This is a genomic window from Occallatibacter sp. (assembly GCF_049510455.1).
Classification (GTDB): domain Bacteria; phylum Acidobacteriota; class Terriglobia; order Terriglobales; family Acidobacteriaceae; genus Telmatobacter.
The window spans coordinates 21,469-41,448 of the sequence record NZ_JBEKYX010000025.1; the positions used below are offsets into that span (position 1 = coordinate 21,469).

At 57.0% G+C, this 19,980-nt stretch carries 15 protein-coding genes; 5 read left to right on the forward strand and 10 right to left on the reverse strand.

Annotation, left to right across the window (positions count from 1 at the left end; translation table 11 throughout):
• Positions 1 to 748: 748 nt before the first annotated feature.
• Positions 749 to 2,428: a trehalase family glycosidase gene (locus tag ABSG47_RS06665; RefSeq protein ID WP_424168017.1), complete on the reverse strand. Its 1,680-nt coding sequence runs from the start codon at positions 2,426 to 2,428 to the stop codon at positions 749 to 751.
• Positions 2,429 to 3,378: 950 nt separating this feature from the next.
• On the opposite strand from ABSG47_RS06665, the gene ABSG47_RS06670 reads away from it, so the two are divergent.
• Together ABSG47_RS06670 and ABSG47_RS06675 are read left to right on the forward strand one after the other, a co-directional pair.
• On the forward strand, positions 3,379 to 3,849 hold the full coding sequence (locus ABSG47_RS06670; protein WP_424168020.1) for a type II secretion system protein: 471 nt from the start codon (positions 3,379 to 3,381) through the stop codon (positions 3,847 to 3,849).
• Between the two features lie 2 nt (positions 3,850 to 3,851).
• A complete protein-coding gene (locus tag ABSG47_RS06675; protein WP_424168023.1) occupies positions 3,852 to 6,203 on the forward strand; it encodes a polysaccharide biosynthesis protein in 2,352 nt (783 codons plus the stop codon).
• Here ABSG47_RS06675 and ABSG47_RS06680 read toward each other — a convergent pair.
• Positions 6,161 to 6,862, reverse strand: coding sequence for an urea amidolyase associated protein UAAP2 (locus ABSG47_RS06680; protein ID WP_424168025.1), 702 nt, complete (start codon positions 6,860 to 6,862; stop codon positions 6,161 to 6,163). The two genes, ABSG47_RS06675 and ABSG47_RS06680, sit on opposite strands and share 43 nt — an antisense overlap.
• A gap of 85 nt (positions 6,863 to 6,947) precedes the next feature.
• The gene (locus ABSG47_RS06685; RefSeq protein ID WP_424168027.1) at positions 6,948 to 7,991 is read right to left on the reverse strand and encodes a Vgb family protein; all 1,044 of its coding nucleotides are present in this window, start codon (positions 7,989 to 7,991) and stop codon (positions 6,948 to 6,950) included.
• A gap of 508 nt (positions 7,992 to 8,499) precedes the next feature.
• Between ABSG47_RS06685 and ABSG47_RS06690 the strand changes: the two genes are divergently transcribed.
• From ABSG47_RS06690 to ABSG47_RS06700, 3 genes are read left to right on the forward strand one after another with little or no spacing between them, the layout of a single operon-like run.
• Positions 8,500 to 10,422 (forward strand): CRTAC1 family protein, encoded by a 1,923-nt coding sequence (locus tag ABSG47_RS06690; RefSeq protein ID WP_424168029.1) that lies wholly within the window; start codon positions 8,500 to 8,502, stop codon positions 10,420 to 10,422.
• A gap of 59 nt (positions 10,423 to 10,481) precedes the next feature.
• Positions 10,482 to 12,857 carry a tetratricopeptide repeat protein gene (locus ABSG47_RS06695; protein ID WP_424168032.1) on the forward strand — a complete coding sequence of 792 codons (2,376 nt, stop codon included), beginning with the start codon at positions 10,482 to 10,484 and terminating at the stop codon, positions 12,855 to 12,857.
• Complete coding sequence (locus ABSG47_RS06700; protein WP_424168034.1) at positions 12,844 to 13,407, forward strand: hypothetical protein; 564 nt, start codon at positions 12,844 to 12,846, stop codon at positions 13,405 to 13,407. Before ABSG47_RS06695 ends, ABSG47_RS06700 begins: the two co-directional genes overlap by 14 nt.
• A gap of 22 nt (positions 13,408 to 13,429) precedes the next feature.
• Here ABSG47_RS06700 and holA read toward each other — a convergent pair whose 3' ends face one another.
• The 7 genes from holA to ABSG47_RS06735 all read right to left on the reverse strand — a co-directional run bounded on the left by holA (position 13,430) and on the right by ABSG47_RS06735 (position 19,863).
• The gene (gene holA, locus ABSG47_RS06705) at positions 13,430 to 14,557 is read right to left on the reverse strand and encodes a DNA polymerase III subunit delta (RefSeq protein WP_424168049.1); all 1,128 of its coding nucleotides are present in this window, start codon (positions 14,555 to 14,557) and stop codon (positions 13,430 to 13,432) included.
• A 138-nt stretch (positions 14,558 to 14,695) separates the two neighbouring features.
• Entirely contained in the window at positions 14,696 to 16,315 is a 1,620-nt protein-coding gene (locus ABSG47_RS06710) for an ArnT family glycosyltransferase (RefSeq protein ID WP_424168036.1), read from the reverse strand.
• 99 nt (positions 16,316 to 16,414) lie between these two features.
• Positions 16,415 to 16,702 carry a HigA family addiction module antitoxin gene (locus tag ABSG47_RS06715; RefSeq protein WP_424168038.1) on the reverse strand — a complete coding sequence of 96 codons (288 nt, stop codon included), beginning with the start codon at positions 16,700 to 16,702 and terminating at the stop codon, positions 16,415 to 16,417.
• Positions 16,703 to 16,704: 2 nt separating this feature from the next.
• On the reverse strand, positions 16,705 to 16,986 hold the full coding sequence (locus ABSG47_RS06720) for a type II toxin-antitoxin system RelE/ParE family toxin (RefSeq protein WP_424168051.1): 282 nt from the start codon (positions 16,984 to 16,986) through the stop codon (positions 16,705 to 16,707).
• A gap of 177 nt (positions 16,987 to 17,163) precedes the next feature.
• The gene (locus ABSG47_RS06725; protein ID WP_424168040.1) at positions 17,164 to 18,267 is read right to left on the reverse strand and encodes an ABC transporter permease; all 1,104 of its coding nucleotides are present in this window, start codon (positions 18,265 to 18,267) and stop codon (positions 17,164 to 17,166) included.
• 143 nt (positions 18,268 to 18,410) lie between these two features.
• A complete protein-coding gene (locus tag ABSG47_RS06730; RefSeq protein ID WP_424168042.1) occupies positions 18,411 to 19,547 on the reverse strand; it encodes a CPBP family intramembrane glutamic endopeptidase in 1,137 nt (378 codons plus the stop codon).
• 58 nt (positions 19,548 to 19,605) lie between these two features.
• Positions 19,606 to 19,863: a type II toxin-antitoxin system RelE/ParE family toxin gene (locus tag ABSG47_RS06735; RefSeq protein WP_424168045.1), complete on the reverse strand. Its 258-nt coding sequence runs from the start codon at positions 19,861 to 19,863 to the stop codon at positions 19,606 to 19,608.
• Positions 19,864 to 19,980: the final 117 nt, after the last annotated feature.

Consider the following 19,980-nt stretch of genomic DNA (forward strand, 5'->3'; position numbering starts at 1 on the left):
TTGGACATGCGCTTCATTGCGCAGTGCGGAAAAGTTTCGAATATACGGTGCGGCCGAATTAGAGCCATTGCCGCACAAAAAGAGAAAAATGGATCTCTTTAACATAAGTTTCTCCTGATGACGATGTCCACCAAGACAGAACAGCAAACCAGCCGGTGTTACTAGGCATATCGAACGATTGGGCAGTGCCCATCAGTTTCTTTGTTACTTCGGTCATCAACTATTTATGAAGATTAACCCAATAGTACCACAAAAATAGCACTACGGTTCTATCTCAAGGTAACTTGAGTACTTCGAGGGAGATAAACAATTAATTAAACCAAGGGGGGAGAATATTTTGTTTGGTTCTACATCATTTCGTCGACGATTTTTGAACCTGTTTTATCGGAAACCGAGGTTTACTCCAGAGAAAAATGGCTTGAAAATTATGACCAAGGGGATTGTCTTTTCGGATATTCGCATAAGTACTATTAAAACCAAGTAAATAAGACTCTGAACAATTGCCGTTATGGCGCATTTGCGCGGCTCACTCAAACAGCTTGAACCTGCAAACCAGGAATATGAGCGACAGGTGTTTATGAAATATGTGTACAACTAAAGGGGAGTACAAGGCAAGCGAATTTTATATTAAAGCTGCTTGCGGGTAATCCGCGCGAACGCAGAGAGATAAAGCGAGCCATCCGATACGCAGAAAAAGGCAGTCCGGTTGTGACCGGGCTGCCTTTTGTGTTTTATGCAGTCTTCGAGGCTATGGCTCCTGCCGCATGAGCAAAGCTTTCATTTTCAGATAGACACCGTTCGTCCAGCCGAAGCCGACGACATTTTCCGAGTAGCCGGCGGCGGTTGGATGAAATTCAGATGAGCCGTTCACGACGTTGTACTTTTCGCGAATCGCGCGATCGCGGGCGAAATTTGTGCGTACCACATCAGTAAACTTTCCGGAGATACGCTGCGCATCCCTTATGTCACCGTATCCGGCGAGTCCATCGGTGACGAGCCAGATGACAGGCGCCCATCCATAGGGCATGTCCCACTGCACGCCGGACTCCCGTGTGCTCATGGCTAGACCTCCGGCCCTCTCAAAATCCGCCAGGTGGGCTTCTACAAGCTTTGCCTGCTCCGGAGTGGCGGCTGCGGCCCACAAGGGATAGAAGGTTGTGAGGTACTCATAATCCGATTGTTGTTGGCGGGGCGCGGTGTAATCGTAATCGAAGTACATGCCCTTGCCTGGATTCCATAGATATTTGTCGATGGCACGCCTGCGGGCATCGGCAAGCGCCTGCCACTGCTTCATTTCGGATGGCCTGTGTAGTTGCCCTGCTATCCATGCCAGATCCTGCTCGTATTTGTAGAGCAGGGAATTGAGGCATACCGGCGCGTAATGGTGCGTTGAGCCGCTGAAGAAGCCGAATCGGAAAGTGGTGTCGAAGCCCGATTCCCGCATCGCACGGTCGCCTTTAAAGAAATCCTTGCTCAGCCAGTGCGTGCCGACGTGGGCATGGGCGCATACCTGGGAGGTTGTGGGGTCGCAACTCACCAGGGCGATTCGGGCGCGGTCGGCAGGACCCGGATTTGCGGGGCCGTCGATCAGATACGTTGTGCCGGCTCCAGGATGCGAGAGCAGCCATTGAATCACATCCGGGTAGTAGGTGTCGGCGTCCGACATCTCCGGCACCGGTCCTTCACCAAAGTCGTAATAACGGGCAAGTCCGGTGCTTCCGGCGCGATGTGCCGCGGTCATCCAGAGAGCGTGATCCTGAACAGCATAGGCGTAAGCATGGGCCAGCCATGCCGTGTCGTTCTGGCCGGAGATGGCTTCAGCGTCATATATGGAGCGGATCATGGAGGTGAGGAACGGCGGCTGGGAGCGGGTGAGGTAATAGGTGCGGTTGGCGTTGAGGATGCCGCCGTAATGCTCAATTTCGAAGAAGAAGTTTTCGACTATGCCGCGGGCGAGATCGATGCGGTGGTCCTGAATAAGGCCGAGAAGGATGAAGTAGCTGTCCCATCCGTACATCTCGTTGAAGCGGCCGCCGGGGACGACGTACTTATTGGGGAGATAGAGAAGCCCTTCGGCCGGCAGACGGATGGGATCTCCAATGTGCCGAATACGAACCGGCAGACGCTCCACGTCGACGGCGCACTGGCTGGTTAAAGCCTTGACTTCATTGGGTTCGGGGAAGTCTTGCGGAAGGTAGAGGACTGGGCTGGTCTTCAATTTCGGGTCGATTTTTGTGTCGGTGAGCGAGGCGCAATCGGTCATGGAGCGCGTCAGGGTATCCCATGATGCGTGAATGTAGGAATCGATGGAGGCCTGGCCGGAAGAGCCTGGATTTGCTGCGGTTTTCTGCTGGTGAGACTGACATGCGACGAGGAGGCATATTGCGCAGAACGCGGTTCGAAGGGCAAGAGCTCGCAGCTTCGGCATATTTTGATGGCCCTCAGGCGATGGCTGGAAACACATTACTGTACAGAGTCAGATGCCGTCGGGGCTGTTAGCAAACTGGCCTGTGGAAATCTGGCTGTCTCGCATTGCCAGATCTGATAATTTTCTCCTTTTGATGCGTATGTCTTTTAATTTCTGATAGGTAATGCGGATTTGACGCCAGGATATGCCTGCTATGGTGAAGCGAAAAAGTGGCATTTTCGATCTGCCGGGTAATGGCTCAGTTTGAAAAAATCCCGCAGGGGCTAAAGCCCAAAAACCTTGTAAGCGACTGTTTCGGCACGACTGAAGTCGTGCCCTGTTACAAAGCTGGTCCGATTTGAGTTTTTCCGCAAGCTGTGAAGGCGTGCCCTGTTACAAAACAATTCAAACTGAGCCAGTACCGATCTGCCGGACTGTTTACTACTTAAATATAGGAAGCAGGTTACCAAATTTTTTTAAAAATTTGCACTTGCAGTTGTAAATAACTGTTTCTAAAAACCTTACGATTCATTTTTGATGCGCGGAGTTTTGTTCGCCTTTTGTTCTCTTTTCTTGGGTGCGGTTGCAGATTATCAGAGCTTCTTTCGCGTTTTCGCCACGCATGAAGGCCCGAATCCAAATGAATTCGGGCCTGCGCTTTTTCTCTCTGATTTTGAGTATGGCAGATTCCGCGAAATAATGTGCAAACTGGACGAAGTTTTTTGCTGTTTAGAATCAGAGATTTAGAAACTATTTTTCGAAAAAGGGCTTGACAAGCTTTTAGGCGAAGCGGAATCCGGCGAATTTTCGTCAGTTATACGGAATGGGAACTATATCCGTTACTCTTTTTAGCGAGTTAGCCGCGCTTTGCGCGATAGCGGGTTAGCAAGTCAGCCTGAGAAAAAAGACGAGGGAATTTACGTATATAGTTCCCTAAGGAATCATCCGGTTCCTGACCGGATACCACGCATATGCCAAAGAAGCTTTACAACAAGACGAATGGACAGATGGGCCTGACCCTGGTGGAGCTGGTGGTCACGGCCGGGATTCTTGCCATTCTTGCCACTGCAGCGGTGCCGATTGCTCGTTTTGCCATTCGGCGTGAGCAGGAGCGCGAGCTGAAATACGACCTGGCGCAGATACGTTCTGCGATTGACGAATATAAGAGAGCCGCGGACGCCGGCGCCTTTCAGATAAAAATCGATAGCTTTGGCTATCCGCCCGATCTCGATACGCTGGCGGCGGGCGTGGAGATACAGACTAAGAAGGTGAAGTTCCTGAAGCGGATTCCGGTCGATCCGATCACGCATCAAGCGGATTGGGTCATGCGATCCATGCAGGATGAGCCGACGACCGATTCGTGGGGCGGCCAGAATGTCTTCGATGTCCATTCGAAGTCGGACGGTGTGGGTCTGAATGGAATTCACTACCGGGAGTGGTGACCGTGGACAGGGCCGATCCGTTTCCCCCGTGGCCGCATTTTGACGACGAAATGATTGCTGCGGCTGAGGCCGTTCTGCGCTCCGGCAGGGTGAATTACTGGACCGGGCAGGAGGGCGTTCAGTTTGAGCGCGAGTTTGCGGAGTTTACAGGCTGCTCCCATGCGCTGGCCGTAGCCAACGGGACTCTCGCTCTGGAAGTTGCGCTGCGCGCGCTTGGCATTGGTCGCGGGGATGAAGTGATCACCACGTCGCGGACCTTTATTGCCAGCGCCGGGGCGATTGTGGCGGTGGGCGCGCGGCCTGTCTTTGTGGATGTGTATCCGTGGTCGCAGACCATTCTGGTTGAGGCGATCGGCAACGCGGTCACAGCGGCGACTCGGGCGATTCTTGCGGTGCATCTGGGCGGATGGCCTTGCGATATGCAGGCCATTCTGGGCGTGGCGCGGAAGCACGGCTTGCGAGTGGTGGAAGACTGCGCGCAGGCGCAGGGGGCTACGCTCGATGGCAGGCCGGTTGGGTCGTTTGGGGATGTGGCGGCCTTTTCCTTTTGCCAGGACAAGATCATGACGACGGCCGGCGAAGGCGGCATGGTCTGCACTTCCGATGAGCAGTTGTGGAAGAAGATGTGGGCCTACCGCGATCATGGCAAGGACTTTGATGCGGTGCATGCGGAGCGCATATCCGCGAGCTTTCGCTGGGTGCATGAGTCGTTCGGCAGCAATCTGCGTATGACGGAGGTGCAATCGGCGGTGGGACGGGCGGCGCTGCGGAAGCTGCCGGATTGGCTTGAGCGCAGGCGGGCGAATGCACGCTATCTGGCGCAACGGCTGGGCGGGATTGCCGCTTTGCGAGTTCCGGTTGTGCCTGAGCATGTGGGCCATGCGTACTACCGGTTTTATGCGTTTCTGCGCAGCGAGATGCTGGTTGAGGGGTACAGCCGGGACCGAATTCTTGAAGAGCTTGCGGCGGAGGGCATTCCATGTGGCAGCGGAAGCTGCAGCGAGGTTTATCTCGAAAAGGCATTTCCGGTGGAGTGGCGTCCAGCGCAGTGTCTGCCGATTGCGCGTGAGCTTGGCGAAACCAGTCTTGCGTTTCCGGTGTACCCCACGCTTGGCCAGCAGCATGTGGAACGCATCTGCGATGCGGTGGAAATGGTGCTGCAACGCGCTTTGAAAGATGGCTATGGGATTGTGCCGCGGAAGTGGGGCGCCTCTGCCGCGACCGGTAATGTTGCCGCAAATCTTCTCGACCTGAATGAGTTGCCGGTTCATGACTCTGTGGCTGAGGAATCGAGCTGTGAGAATGCGGCTCTGCGTGGACGCGTTGTGATGGTGACGGGGGCAGCCGGCTCCATCGGCTCTGAGCTGTGCGCGCAGATTCTTCGCTCGAAGCCGGCGAAGCTGGTATGTCTCGATCAGGCCGAGACGCCGCTTTTTCATCTGCAGGAGAAACTGCCGGGGCATGCGGATACTGAAAAGGCTTTTGTTGTGGCTGACATTACCGATCGCGAGGCCATGCGGCATCATCTTGTGCAGCATGGCGTTCAGGTGATCTTTCATGCCGCGGCGTACAAGCATGTATCGCTGTGTGAGGCGAATCCATGCGCGGCGCTGAAAAACAATGTCTTTGGGCTGATGGATCTGCTTACGTGCGCGGATGGGTGTGGATGCGATGATTTTGTGCTCATCTCCACGGACAAGGCTGTGAATCCGGGCGGCGTGATGGGCTGCACGAAGCGCCTGGGAGAGATGATTCTGGGAGCGAGGCCGTTTGCGCGGATGCGGTGCGTCTCTGTGCGGTTTGGCAATGTGCTTGGATCGCAGGGAAGCGTGGTTCCGATTTTTCAGGAGCAGATTCGCCGCGGAGCGCCGATTACGGTCACGCATGCGGAGATGACGCGCTACTTCATGACGATTCCGGAGGCGGCGCTGCTGCTTGTGCAGGCGTATGGCGTGGGAGATCACGGAGACATTCTTGTGCTGGATATGGGCGAGCCTGTGCGCATTGTCGATCTGGCAGGAAGGCTGATTCGCGATTTCGGCAAGAGCGAAGATGAAATGGAGATTGAATACATTGGCGTGAGGCCCGGAGAAAAGCTGCATGAAGAGCTGTTCTACGACTCAGAGACGCCGGAGCCTACGGCTGCCGCCAAGGTTCAACGCGCGAAGTGTTTTGTGCCCGCGTGGCCGCAGTTGTCGAGAGAGTTGAGTGAACTGAGGGAATGCTTGCCGACGTGGGATGAGGATCGCATTCGAGAGAAGCTGAAGGCGATCATTCCTGAGTACACGTGGGTTGCCGCGCGGGATCGAGCTTACTCGGCCCACACCAGCACTTCAGCGGGTGTGGGATTGTAGGCATTGCAGGGATTGTTGAGCTGCGGGCAGTTCGAGATCAGCATGAGCACGTCCATCTCGGCGCGCAACTCGACATATTTGCCGGCTTCAGAGACGCCATCTTCGAAGGTGAGGCCGCCTTCGGGCGTGACGGGCACGTTCATGAAGAAGTTGACGTTTGCCGCAATGTCCTGCTTGCCGAAGCTGATTCCCGCAGATTCAGCCCATTGAAGCGCGCCCATCATGAAACTCTGACGGCAGGCGTGCATGGGCTTCTTTTCGATTGCGTAACGAACCTGGTTGGATTCCTGCGCGCACGCGCCGCCGAGTGTGTCATGACGTCCGCAGGTATCGTCCACAATCGTCAGCAGGACGTTGCCGTTGGTTGAGATCAGCTTTGTTCCAGTGGTGAGATAGATGTTTTGCTGCTCGCGAATGGTGTCCTGGGCGCTGTAGCGGTCTGCCGTGTCATGCGCGTTGTAAAACAGGGTGTCGATGGCCTGGTTTCCCTCAAGGTCCACAATCCGTACCCGCTGCCCTTTCTTGATGACGCGTGTAAAGTGGCCGCCGGCCTCCACGATGGCGCGAAAGATCGGTTCGGCCTGCTGAGTGGCATCGTACTGCGCCGTCTCAAGGGGTATAGCCGGCTCGGCGCTGGAAAGAATTGTGGGGTTCGGCAAGGCTTACTCCTTCATGACGGAGGGGAATTGAACAACCCGCGCGGGGCGAGGAGCAAATTTCCGCGCAAAGATGGCAGTGTAGCAGCTAGTTCTGCTCCGATGGAATCCTCCACACATTTTGCTGCATGAGGTTCGAGAGCCATACGGAGCCGTGGCCGAATCGCACGCCGTCTCCGCCCTTGCCGGCCCATTGTTTGACGACGGCGTTGGTCTTTGGGTCGACCTGCGTGAGGGGGAAATCGAAGAGCGCGGCCCACACGTAGCCCGCGCCGAAGGCGATCTCGCCGCCTTCACCCTGGAGGCCGCAGGGAATGCTGGCTACCATTTTGCCGGTCTTTTCATCGACGCGCGTGATGGTTCCGTCGCCCTGGTTGAGCGTCCAGATGGAACCGGCTCCGGCGGTGAGGAAGCGCGGCTTTGGTCCGACGGGAATGGTGGCGACGATCCTGTTTGCTTTTGGGTCAACCTTGAGCAGCGAATCGTGCTCGAAGGATGAGACCCAGACAAATCCATCCGCGAAGAAGGGGTTTTCGGAGCCGGAGGGGAGTTCGATGGAGGCAGTGACCTTGTTTGTTGCCGGATCGATGCGAACGAGTGTGGAGGGTTTGGCGACGATCCAGACGGAGCCTTCGCCGATGGTGATGCCGCCTTCGGAGTTGGCAGGGACGACGGGGATGGTTGCGACAGGCTTTGCGGTAGCGGGATCGAGGCGCACGAGGACGTGGTCTGAGCAGCTTGGGACCCAGATGGAGCCGAAGCCGTCCGCCAATCCGGAGCAAGGGCGTTTTACGTCGGCGGTGAGGCCCACGGTGTTTGTGGCCGGGAGCAACTGCACGACGTGGTTCAGGCGCGCAGAGGCTACCCATACCGCATCGTTTGTAACGACGCTCCAGTCCGGGCTGCCTGCCACGGGAAAGACCGCGCCGGGGTGCAGATCGGCGAGTGGGCGTGAGACGCCGGGCTTATTCACGCCGGTTGCCGCGACTCGTGGGGGCCGGTTTGCCGGTGGTGTACCGGAGGGCGCGGGTGCGGGCGCTTGAGCGGCGGCGATACAGCATCCGGCAAGCGCCGATGTGCAGACGAACCGGAAGCAGAGGCGCCTGAAAAAAGTATCTTTCAACAAGGACATACGCGCGAGATCTCCACGAAAAATTGGATAGAAGAGAACAGAACACTGGTGTTGAGTACATAAAAGTATCAGGCCCAGGCCAGGAGCGGAAGCGGGCAGGAACCGGCTCTTTCTACTGAAGCAACCAAGTCAAGAGGATTGCGCCCACAGGGATATTTTCTATCTGCGACCTGGAGGAAACAGGGCCGATAGCGATTATCTATACCCCTGATCAGGCTTATTCATGGTGGGGTCTGCGCGGCTGCGATGCGCTGCTGCCTGGGCTGTCTGGCAGCCATGTTTCGGCTATTCCTGATGGTATGTCTGGAGGGGTAGAATGCTATCTGCTTAAAGTCGACTCTAGTTCGCTTTTTCCTGCCGGTTTTTTGTACTGTGGCGCTGTGACTTGCCATTGCGTCTTCTCCACCCATCGGATGAATGTCTTATCCGCCAAAGTGGTGGTGACAGTGCAAGAGCGCATCAGGAAGAATACGAGATTAGAGACTCCCCAGTTCGTGAGGTCATTTGAATGAGATTGTGTGCCGCAAGGTTTTCTCTGCAAGTTCTGGCTGTAACCGGAGCGCTCGTTACGCTGTTTCCGCTGTGCGCTCAAGCGCAGCAGAATGAGCCTCCTGGGCAGCCGCCGCTGTATGGCGGAAAGGGCAATGCCGCATCCGCGCCGCAGGGCGGCTCTGCTACGGCTGGTGTCTTTGCTCCGGTACTGGACTCAGAGAAGCGGCCGATTACCGCCGGCGGATTCGTCAAGACGGGCCCGGTTGTTTTTGAGGACATTTCGCAGAAGGCTGGGCTCACGAGCTGGAAGCACAAGATGGGGACGCCGGAGAAGCCTTACATCCTGGAAGCTATCGGCTCGGGTGTGGCTCTGCTTGACTACGACCACGATGGCTGGCTGGACATTTACATTGTCAACGGCTCTACGCGGGATGCGCTCGACGGCAAAGAGGCTCCGCCGAAGGCCGCGCTCTTCCACAACAATCATGACGGCACATTTACAAACGTTGCCGAGCAGGCCGGCGTGACGAACGAGCGCTGGGGCTTTGGCGTGGCTGTGGGTGACTACGACAACGACGGATGGCCCGATCTTTACGTGGCGAACTACGGCAAGAACCGGCTTTATCACAACAACCATGACGGTACGTTTACCGATGTGGCGGAACAGGCGGGCGTTACGCTCGGCAACTGGTCTACCGGGCCCAGCTTTGGCGACTACGACGGCGACGGACGGCTGGATATTTTCGTTCCCGGCTATGTTCACTGGGATATGAACCGGCTTCCGATGGCTGGATCAGCCGCTGTTGGCTTTGCGAATTGCTCTTTCCGCGGCGCAACGACCATGTGCGGGCCGCGCGGACTGCCCGGCGAGCCGGACCATCTCTTCCACAACAATGGTGACGGCACCTTTACGGATGTGAGCGAGAAGGCGGGCGTGAGCGACAAGCGCAAGTATTACGGCTTCTCGTCCACCTTTGTGGATATCAATAACGACGGCAAGGTGGATTTGATTGTGACAGACGATTCCTCGCCCAACTATCTGTACATCAATAAAGGCGACGGAACGTTCCAGGATTCGAGCTTCTTTTCGGGCTTTGCGCTTAACCAGGACGCGCGCGAGACGGCGGGCATGGGCATTGCCGTGGGCGATTACATGAATAATGGCCGGATCGATATTTACACCACCACTTTCTCTGACGACTACAAGGCTCTGTATCGCAATGACGGCGATGCAAACTTTGTAGACATTACTCCGCAGATGGGCATGGCCGAGCCTACCTATCCGTTCCTGAGCTGGGGAGATGCATTCTTCGACTTTGACAACGACGGGTGGAAAGATCTCATGTTCGTCAGCGGCCACGTTTATCCGCAGGTGGACCAGCACAACTGGGGCACCTCATGGGCAGAGCGGCCCATGCTCTTCCATAACGTGAATCAAGGCAAGAAATTTGAGGTGATGCCGCCGGTTGAGGGCTCAGGCCTTGCCGACGTGATTCCTGCACGCGGTGCTGCATTTGGCGATCTCTTCAACGACGGCAAGATTGACGTGGTCATCAACTGCATCGATCACACACCCGTTCTGCTGCGGAATGTGAACAAGGACAGCAACCACTGGGTCGGATTCCAGCTTATCGGCGGGCCAAAGAGTCCGCGCGACGCGATTGGCACAAAGGTTTTTGTCACTGTGAACGGCCAGCGCCAGCGCAGCGATGTGATGAGCGGCGGCAGCTTTGAATCCTCAAATGATTTCCGGCTTCACTTTGGCCTCGGCCAGTCCACCAAGGTGGACAAGGTTGAGATTGAGTGGTCAGACGGCAACAAGGAAACCATAAGCCCTGCTTCCGTCGATCGTTACTTCACGGCGGAAGAAGGCAAGGGAATCATTCCAAGCGTCTACGACAATCCTGCTACGTATAACGCCTTCGGAAAGAAGATGTAAGCCGGATTTCTGTTAGGAATGCGCATAAACCGGTCACAGAAAAACAGGACACCAAATCCATGACCAAACAATTTTTTTCGAGGCTGATACTGTTCGCACTGGCGCTTACGGCGGCATTTGCCGCCTGCGCCCAGGCGCAGCAGACGCAACAAAGCGTGAATCCGGCTGACCCCGGCACCAGTGAGCTTGCGCCGCCGCCGGCATATACGCCGAAGCCAAAGGACGCGCAGCCAACGCCGGACACGGATGCGCAGCTTGCTTCCATGGCGCGCTTCAAGGCTCGCGCGGACGAGAAATTCGCCGCCGATCACAAGGCGTATAACGACCTGGTGACGCCTGCCTACAATTTTCACTACGGCAAGGGCAACCCCTACGTTCCGGGCAACATTGAACCGGTGGGACAGGGCTTTATGCAGCCCGGCGCGTATCCCAGCGCGGAGTACTGCGGCACATGCCACCAGGAGGCTTATTCCCAGTGGCGGCAGGCGCTGCACTCGAACTCGTTCCGTACGCCGTTTTATCGCACCAGCGTGAATCTGCTGATCCGCGACAATACCCGCGGAATGGCGTTTGCACGCTTCTGCGATAGCTGCCACAATCCCATCGGCGTGCTTGGCGCGGCCCTTACCGAAGATGGCAAGGTGGATCGCGCGAAGTTCGACTCAGACGGCCTTACCTGCATGACCTGCCACTCGGTGACCAGCATCGGTGACGCGATGAAAGGCGGATCGGTGAACGGCAATGCCGCGGTAGTCATTGGCGTGCCCGCTGTCATGGTGGATGAAAAGGGCAACCGGATTCCAGGCCAGGTGCCTTTCGATATGATTCTGCAGCATCCGGAGCGGCATTCCGCGGCTGTGATGCATGACTTTCTGCACAAGCCGGAGTTCTGCGCTGCCTGCCACAAGGCAAATCTGCCGGCGCCACTCAACGACTACAAATTCATCCGTGCCTTTACCGCTTACGACGAGTGGCAGCAGTCGAAGTTCTCGCACCGCAGTCCGCTTCCCTTCTATACCGCGGACTTCAAGACCTGCCAGACCTGCCATATGATGCGTAATGCAATCACGCATCCTGACTATGGCGCCAAAAACGGCACACTTGCCTCACATCGCTGGCTTGCCGGCAACACGGCCGTTCCCTACTACTATGGTTTTAAGGATCAGCTCGACAAAACCATCGAGTTTCTCAAAACCGGAAATTACCTCAAGGTCGATATCTTTGCGATCAAGCGCAACAGCGATGAGAAGCTGATCGCGCCGCTTGGCAAAGTCTCTTATAAGCTTGCCCCCAGCGACGTGGTGGAGGCCTGGGTTGTGGTTCAGAGCACGGGTATAGGCCACTCGCTCATTCCCGAGGTGCGGGATCTTTATGAGGGCTGGCTGGAGTTCAGCGCCAAGGACGCAAATGGCAAGGAGATTTATCACTCCGGGTTCCTGAAACCCGACGGAATGATCGATCCCCGCGCGCACAGCTTTACTAATCGCCCTGTTACCGATGAGGGCAACTTTGTGGACAACCACAAGGTGTGGACGATTCACTCCGTGGCTTACGACAACTCCGTGCAGGCCGGCCGCTCGGTTCTGGTGCGTTATCAGTTCCGCATGCCGGCCGATATCACGGGCGCGGTCACTGTTACGGCAAAGGTCAACTATCGCCACCTGCGCCAGAGCTATCTCGACAATATCTTCGGCAAGGATGACCATCCGGCGTATCCGTTGGTCGAGATCGCCTCGCGTACGCGCGTGCTGAAGATCGGCGAGAACAGCCCTGAAGCGCCGCAACCGAACGATAACGAAGACTGGATGCGCTGGAACAATCTGGGCATTTCGCTGCTGGATCAGTTCCAGTACAAGGAGTCCGTTGACGCATTCGACGAAGTGGTGAAACTGCGCCCCGACTACGCCGATGGCTATACCAATATCGGCCTAACGGAAATCGTCTGGGAGAAGTATGACTCTGCGCGCATGGCGATCAGTCATGCGCTCAAGCTGGACCCGGCAAGCGCACGCGCACACTATTACGACGGTCTGCTGCAGCGCAGGGCCGGCAACTCGCCGGCTGAGATCGCCGACTTCCAATATGTCGTCGAGAAGTTCCCGGAGTCGCGCGATGCGCGGCAGCAACTGGGCATTACGTATTACCAGCAGAACCGGGATAAGGAAGCCACGGAGCAGTTCGAGGCGCTGCAGACGATTGACCCCGACGACCTGATAGCGCATTACAACCTGTCCATTCTGTATCGCCGCGCGGGCAGAATGCAGGAGGCGCGCGATCAGCAAGGCATGTTCGCCGACAAGAAAGTGGATCCGGGCGCGCCTACTTATTCGCTAGACTTCCTGCGCGCTCATCCGGAGATCTCCGCGGAGAGCATTCCGTGGCATGTTCACTCCGACATGACGGAGACAGGAGGCATGCACAATGGCGGCAAGTAAATGGACTCTTCGCATCTTGCTGGCCGTGGTTGTGCTGCTGATTCCTGCCAGTGCGCATGCCGCGAATAACTGCCCCTGGCTGACGGAGGCGACGGTTGGTGGGCTATTGGGCGGTGATGCCGTGGGAGCTTATACAGCCGGGCCGGCGGTGACGACGTCAACGTCGGCGACGATCACTGCGGATGCCGGGCCGACGGTGCGGATGGATCAGCCCGGGACTTGCATGTTTACGTCCAAGGGGGATGGTGGTGTGCGCGAGCTAATCGTCACGATGGAGGTGAGCACGGATGCGCATGCCAAGCTGGCGGGCATGATGCAGGCCTGCGGGGCGAGCTCACAGCTTTTGCAGGCGATTGGCAACGAGGCGGCGGTGTGCGCGATGGATGCTCACAAGAAATCCGTGAGCGAGCGCGTGGTGGGCCGCGTGCGCAACCAGATATTTACCATCACGATCCACAGCACGGTCAAGGATGATCCGGTGCTGAATACTTCGTCGCTGATGACGAGGATCTACACGGCCTCCGAGCAGGTGGCTGGAAATTTATTCTGAGCTGCTGAGTTCAGGATTTGATTCAGGATTCAAACGTGAATTGGTTTGCAGCCCAGGCTGATTGTGGCTTTGGCTCGGATGCCAGATCGTAAACCAGACGCTCCAGCACCAGCCGCTTGTCCGGCGGTGAGGAGCGCAGTTCCAGATCGGCGCGCGCGATCAGCCGGATGGCGCGTGTCAGCTCACGGCGTGATTTGTAGCGGCGAGCCTGGCGGATGAGGTCGTCTGCCGCGAAGGGCGGAATGCGAAAGCCCTGCCACAGAGCCTGCCAGATGGCGCGCGAGTCGCGCACGTTTTTCTCAAGGATGACGAGCATCTGACGGAAGGTGCGGGCCAGCATGTAGAGGTGTCCGATGGCCGCATCCTCGCCGGCTTCGGACGAATTCAGCAGACCGTGTAATAGAGCTAATGCACGCTTGGGCTGACGGGCGCTGATGGCATCGGTCAGCTCGTAGAGGGATCGCTGCTTTGCGCCGAGCACCATTGTTTCCACATCGCCGAGGGTGATGCGACCGCGGCCCTGGGTGTAGAGCAGAAGTTTTTCCAGCTCGGAGGCAATGAGCATCATGTCCGCGCCGAGCGCGTCTACGAGTTCGCGGGCTGCGTCGGGATCTAGTTTTGTTTCGTTCTCCTGCGCTGTGGATACGGCCCAGCGCATGGCGTCTTCTTCACCAACGCGGGTGAGCTCGACCATGCCGCAGTGCTCGCCCAAGGTTTCTGTGAGGCGCTCATAGCGGGTTTTGTCTTCCATCTCCATGCGGCGGATGTCTGCCGGAATGCGGATGAAATCGGCTACGAAGATCAAGAGAGCTTGCGGATTCGGCGAGCGGAAGTAGCGGTCGAGCGCGGCAAACTCATCCTTCTTTGCGCCGCGGGTGTAGAGCTGCCGCACGTTGCGAATGAAGATCACCTGGAACGGGGCCATCAGCGACGGCGTCTGCGCGCGGTCCAGCGTTTCAAAGATAGATGTTGATGCAAGATCGATGTCGGAGAGGCAGAAGTCCCTGAGATCGGCGGGGACATAGGCGCGCAGTACGGCGGCGCGGCAGCGTTCCTGGAGAAATATCTCGTCGCCGGCAAGGACATAGCCCGGTTTCAGGGGAGTGTTGTCTTTGGCGGCGGCTTCGATTTCAGAGACGAAGCGTCCCATGGCGGAAAAGCCCGCGCCCCAGCGTGAGCCGCTCAAAGTGTGAGCCTCCGGGAGCTGCGGCTCCGGTTGGGGGTGTGCGTCATGCGTCTACAGAATAGCAGCGGTTGGACTTGTGGACGATTGTGGGAATTGGTATTTTTATTCGTCTTCAGCATCGACAGAGACTGTAAATTTGTCGTCGGGCAGCTTTACGCGCAGGCTGAGCCCGACGTTTTCGCGTATCTTGCCGTTGGGCAGGGGATGCAGCTTGAAGAGCACGAGGACGTTGCGGTCGGGGTCGTCGAAGGCGGGGAAGCTGGCTACCTGTTCGAGCGAGTAGTGGGTGTGCAGGTCTTCGAGCGTGCCGGGATCAAGGGAGTTCCAACCTGCCCACCAGCCTGGTTGATATTTGCCGAGCCTGTCGGAGAAGTCCATGGTGCCGAAGTCGTCACACATTGTGGGCAGGTGCGTGATCATGGTCATTTCGTCGCCGCTGATGGAGACGACGAGGCGTTTGCCGTTGGGGTGGTCATTGACGTACCGGGTCAGATTCCGCGCGGCGGTGACCCATGTGTATTCCGGATGCATGGCGTAGGTGAGCGTGGTTGCGGCATTCGACCCTGCCGCCAGCACTGCGACCGCAATTGCGCCACTGCCCAGCCACAGCACCCAACGATGCGTGTTGCTCTTGCTTACATTCACAAGAGCCTCTGCGCCCTGCACCAGTACAAAGATGGAGAACACGCCGACTACGGTGAAATACCTTGGCTGCGGGTGGTTCTGATAGGTCATGAAGAGGATGTAACCCGCCGCTGCGAGCACGGAAGCGCCGAAGACCGGGTCGGATAGAAGTTTGCGTCCCCACTGAGTGCGGAATGCGGCGACCGCTATGAGAAAGACCACACCGGCGAGGGGAATGAGAATGTGATCTACCCACAGCCCGCCGTGGAATGACCACCAAAGGCTTACCAGCGGCCAGTAGAACTCTTTCGGCTTGATGTACTTGTTGATGAAGAAGAGATAGCGGTAGTCGGTGAGCAGTCCGCTGACGATCACAAGCGCCATCCACAGGCCGAAGGAGATTGCGGCGGAAAGCGCTGCTGCAAGTGCGCAGCGAATGGCTTCACGCGTTGGCTTCCACCACTTTGGGCCTTTGCCGAAGGAAGCCAGAATCGCCCAGCCCAACGCGGGTAGCAGAAACGCCGCCGAGGTCTTGGTGAGGAGCATCAGGGTGTATAGCAGTCCGATGCCGATCGAGGCGGCGATCGGGCGTTTCAGCCGCGGTAGCCGCACGGCGAGGTTCAATGCTGCCAGGAAGAATGCCGTCAGCATGGGTTCGAGAATTGCGAGCCGGCTGAAGGCGTAGAGAAACGGGCTTGTCGCGATCAACGTCAGCGCCAGCAGCGCCATCCACCGTGTGCCGCGCACGCGCAGCAGGGTGTAACTCAGCAGCAGATTCACTACAAAGAAGCTGACAGCCAGGGCGCGAGCCGCCTCAATGTTGACGCCGGTGAAAAAGAAGAGCAGCCACTCCAGAAATGGCCACACCGGGACTGCGGGTGCGGGATTGAAGTCGCCGGTCATGTACCAGTTGCCGTAGAGGTGCGCGCGGACCGCGGCGTTGCCGTACCAGCCCTCGTCGGTGTACTTGGCCCAGTCCATGAACCACGGAGTGTGGTTGGGAAAGTCCGCGCTCAGGTGCGCGAAGTGAAGCAGCGCGAATGCCGCAATGCATAGAATCCACGCCGCCTCTGCCAGGCGCTTGAGGGAAACACTCAAATTTAGCTACTCCCAAGGGTCTTAAAAGGATGGGGTCAGTATATAGGGACGAGTGGCGAAGGACGAGGGACGATTTGAGTTGCAGTGCGGGGAAGATGCTTATGCGGCCGCGTTCAGGCGTTCAATTCGGGGGCGCTTTTTTTGCCTGGCCTGCCACATATCGAAGGATGCCTGCATGTCGTACCAGAACGACGGATGCGTGCCGAGCGCATCGCCGAGACGCAGCGACATTTCGGCGCTGATACCGGATGCTCCATTCAGAATGCGGGAAAGCGTGATGCGCGAGATGTGCAGGTGCCGCGCCATTGCGGTTACATCTATATTCCCCATGTACTCGCGCAGAACGAACCCGGGATGCGGAGGGTTGAACATTTCGCTTTTGGCCATGGTTACCTCCCGTGATAATCCCGATAGTCCACTAAGATCACATCCTCGCCTTCAAAGCGTAACGTGATACGCCAGTTTCCGTTCACCTTGATAGACCAGTGACCGGCTAGATTGCCCTTCAAAGGATGCAAACTCCAGCCGGGCCGCGCAAGGTCCGATGCCGATTTTGCATGATCGAGCGCGAAGAGCTGCAGGCTGAGTTTTTCAGCATGCACAGGCTGAATGCCGCTTTTATTTCCGGTCCGATAGAACTTCTCAAGCCCGGCATGCCTGAAGTTCTTAATCGCTTGTAAAGCGTATCGTTACGCTTGGCAGGCGTCAATCCTGCCTTGCTTACGGTAGTGTCTCAGTTTGAAGAAACTGCCTCAGGGGCTAAAGCCCAATTTCATTTTTATGGCCGTTTCGGCACGACTAAAGTCGTGCCCTATCACAAAGCGATTCAGATTGAGACACTGCCTGGCTTACTCATACGCCAGCGCATCGAGGGGGTCTTTGCGGGCTGCCATCCATGCGGGGTAAAGCGCTCCGCATAGAGCGCCTATGAAAGCGATCAACATTCCGCGCCCGATCCATCCAGCCGTGATCTCAAAGTTCAGGGTGGGGAAGACGTGGGCGAGCAGCAGCTTGACTCCGAAAGACCCCACAATGCCGAGGGTGACGCCAGCGATGGCGACAAGCGCTGTTTCGCGCAGCACTACTGAGACTATGTCCATCTTGGATGCGCCCATGGATTTGAGAATGCCGATCTCGCGCGTGCGCTCCAGAACCGCCGTGTACATAGATTGAAAAATAACGAGGAAGCCGACGATGACGGCGATGCCGGTGACGGTGGTGAGGGCGATGTTGAAGCCGGGGAGCTTATCAGGTGTCATTGTGGCCAGCCACTCGTCGATGCTCTGGATCGGGTAGTCTTCCAGGCCTTTGGTTGCATGGATTTCGTTTCTTACCGCCTCAAGATTAGCTTTATCGTCCACCTTGATATAGAAGACCGAAGCTCTGCCCACGGAGCCGGTCATCTCGCCCATCGTGTCAATGGGAATCAGCTTACGGCTGCCTTTGCCGTGCTCCACGATTCCGGAGATGCGGAAGGGATGATCCATAATTTTGATGGTGTCGCCTACATGGAGTGCCGGTGTCGAGTTGGCCTGGATATCATCTACGATTGCGTCATATGGCGCCTGAAACGGTCCTCCGCCGATAAATACGAAGGGCTTGAGAGCGTCAAAGCTCGCATAGTCGACTCCATAGATGAGCTCGATCTTGCCGGCGGTGTTGAGCTTTTGAATTACAGGCGAGGCAGCGGTCACATGCGGCAGCTTCCGCAGCACATCGGCAATTTTGGCGGACATGGGCGCGCCGCCCACGCCGTTCATATAGCTGGAATTTGAAGGCCAGAGCATCAGGTCAGCGCCGGTGCCGTTCGTGCGTGTCTTCTGGTCATTCAGCATGCCCATGAAGACGCCTGCGATCGAGAGGATCATGATGACCTCAATGGCGACGGCAAGCACGCTGATGATGGAGCGTAACGGGCGATGAAGCAGATTGGCGAAGACAAGCTTGTTCATTTCTGAATACAGGTTACAGGTTGGGGGTGACGGTGACCAGAAGATCGAGCATCGGGTAGTGTCTCAGTTTGATTGAAAAGCATCCCTCAGGGGCTACGTGTTTAGTCCCACAGTGCGTATCGCCGCATACTGACTGGCCAAAGTCAGTATGCCGGCTCAGTATTCCTTACACGCCTATATTGCACCAGCACAATCGCCAATATCAGCAAAATCGCCGGCAGCACCAGCAGGCTGCCCTCCGGTCCATCCGTCCCGCCGGACCAGAGCGCCGAACCGGAAGGCGCAGTGGTGAGAAAGTGGCCTTTGGCAGCCATGCCGCTGTCTGCCGTGCCGTAGAAAAAAGTCTCCGCCCAGTCCCATGCCGCGTGGGCGCCAATTGCCCACCACGCCGAGCCTGTCACGTATACGCTCACGCAGAAGACAAAACCAATCGCGGCAGCGGCAAAGATGCCGATCCAGTTCTCGCCGTTATTACTTGTGTGAATAAAACCAAAGAAGGTGGAAGTCGCCCAGGCCGCATACCAGAACGAGCTTCGCCGCGCTTTCCGCAGATACAAGCCAAGACAAGGCAAGAGACCTGCCGCGGCAAAGAACCACACGCCCCACGCGCTCTCATTTTTGTATTGCGGCGCTAGAACGGCGCACAGCGCCACGACCACACCCAGCGCCCACCAGAAGTTGATGCCGCGCGTCAGGGTGAACTGCAGATAGCACCGGCAGAAGCCTTCTTCTGTGAGACCGACAAAGAGAAAACCCGCCGCCCACAGAGCCGCGTACTCAAATATCTGAGCGCCAGTGAGCGCGACGGGACCGAAATGGAGCCATCCGCCCAGGTAAAGTCCGCCTATCAGGGCCGAAAGCGCAGCAAACCCGGCAATAAAACCACTTGCAAAGCGCACAACAGGGCTCGGGCCACGCAGATTGTAGTCAAGAATGCGCCGCCGCTCGATCAGAGCCATCATGGCGCCAGCGCAGATGAGGGCAAGCAGAACGGAGGCTTCGCCAATAATGGAGCCGATCGGCGTCATGGCGGCTCCAGAGGCGGCCTTGTGGTGCAGCAGGCCTGCAATGAGCCGCGCGAGCCCGCCGATCAGCAGCAGCAGCGAGAAAAAGAGCGCAAAGAAAATAGCTGCCGACCAGCCGGCTCGCATTCCCTGCGGGCCAATAAAGATGCGGCGCAGAGTGCCTGGCGGCTGAGGCGTTAAATTAAGCTCGGGCTGCGGCAGTCCCGCGTCAACGCTTATTGTTTGATTCTCAGATGGCAGATTTTCGGAATCCATGGACGCTCCCTTAAATATTCCAACAGCTACGGCCACTTCTGCGCCCCATGCAGAATGGTCACTGCAGAATGGTCACTAGGAAAATTGTCTCTTCCAGAATCTCGTATACGACGATATACGGCGTACTGGGAAGGACAAGTTCTCTGGTCTCTTCCTTCTTTCCTACGCGGCCTATGTATGGCATTAACGCTGCACGGTCAATCGCCGCATGTATGCGTTCCACCGTGCTAACGGCAGCGTCCTCGTTGTCCTGCACAATGTATACGAAGATGCTTTCGAGATCAAAGGCCGCTTCATCGGACCACCGTATGTTCACGCGGTCTTTCGCCTTCTTGCACGCGCCTTCTGGATGAATGCATTCATGCGTTGCATGACAACTTCATGATCGACAACCCTGCCTTGCCGGATATCTTCAAGGCCTCTTTCGATTTTC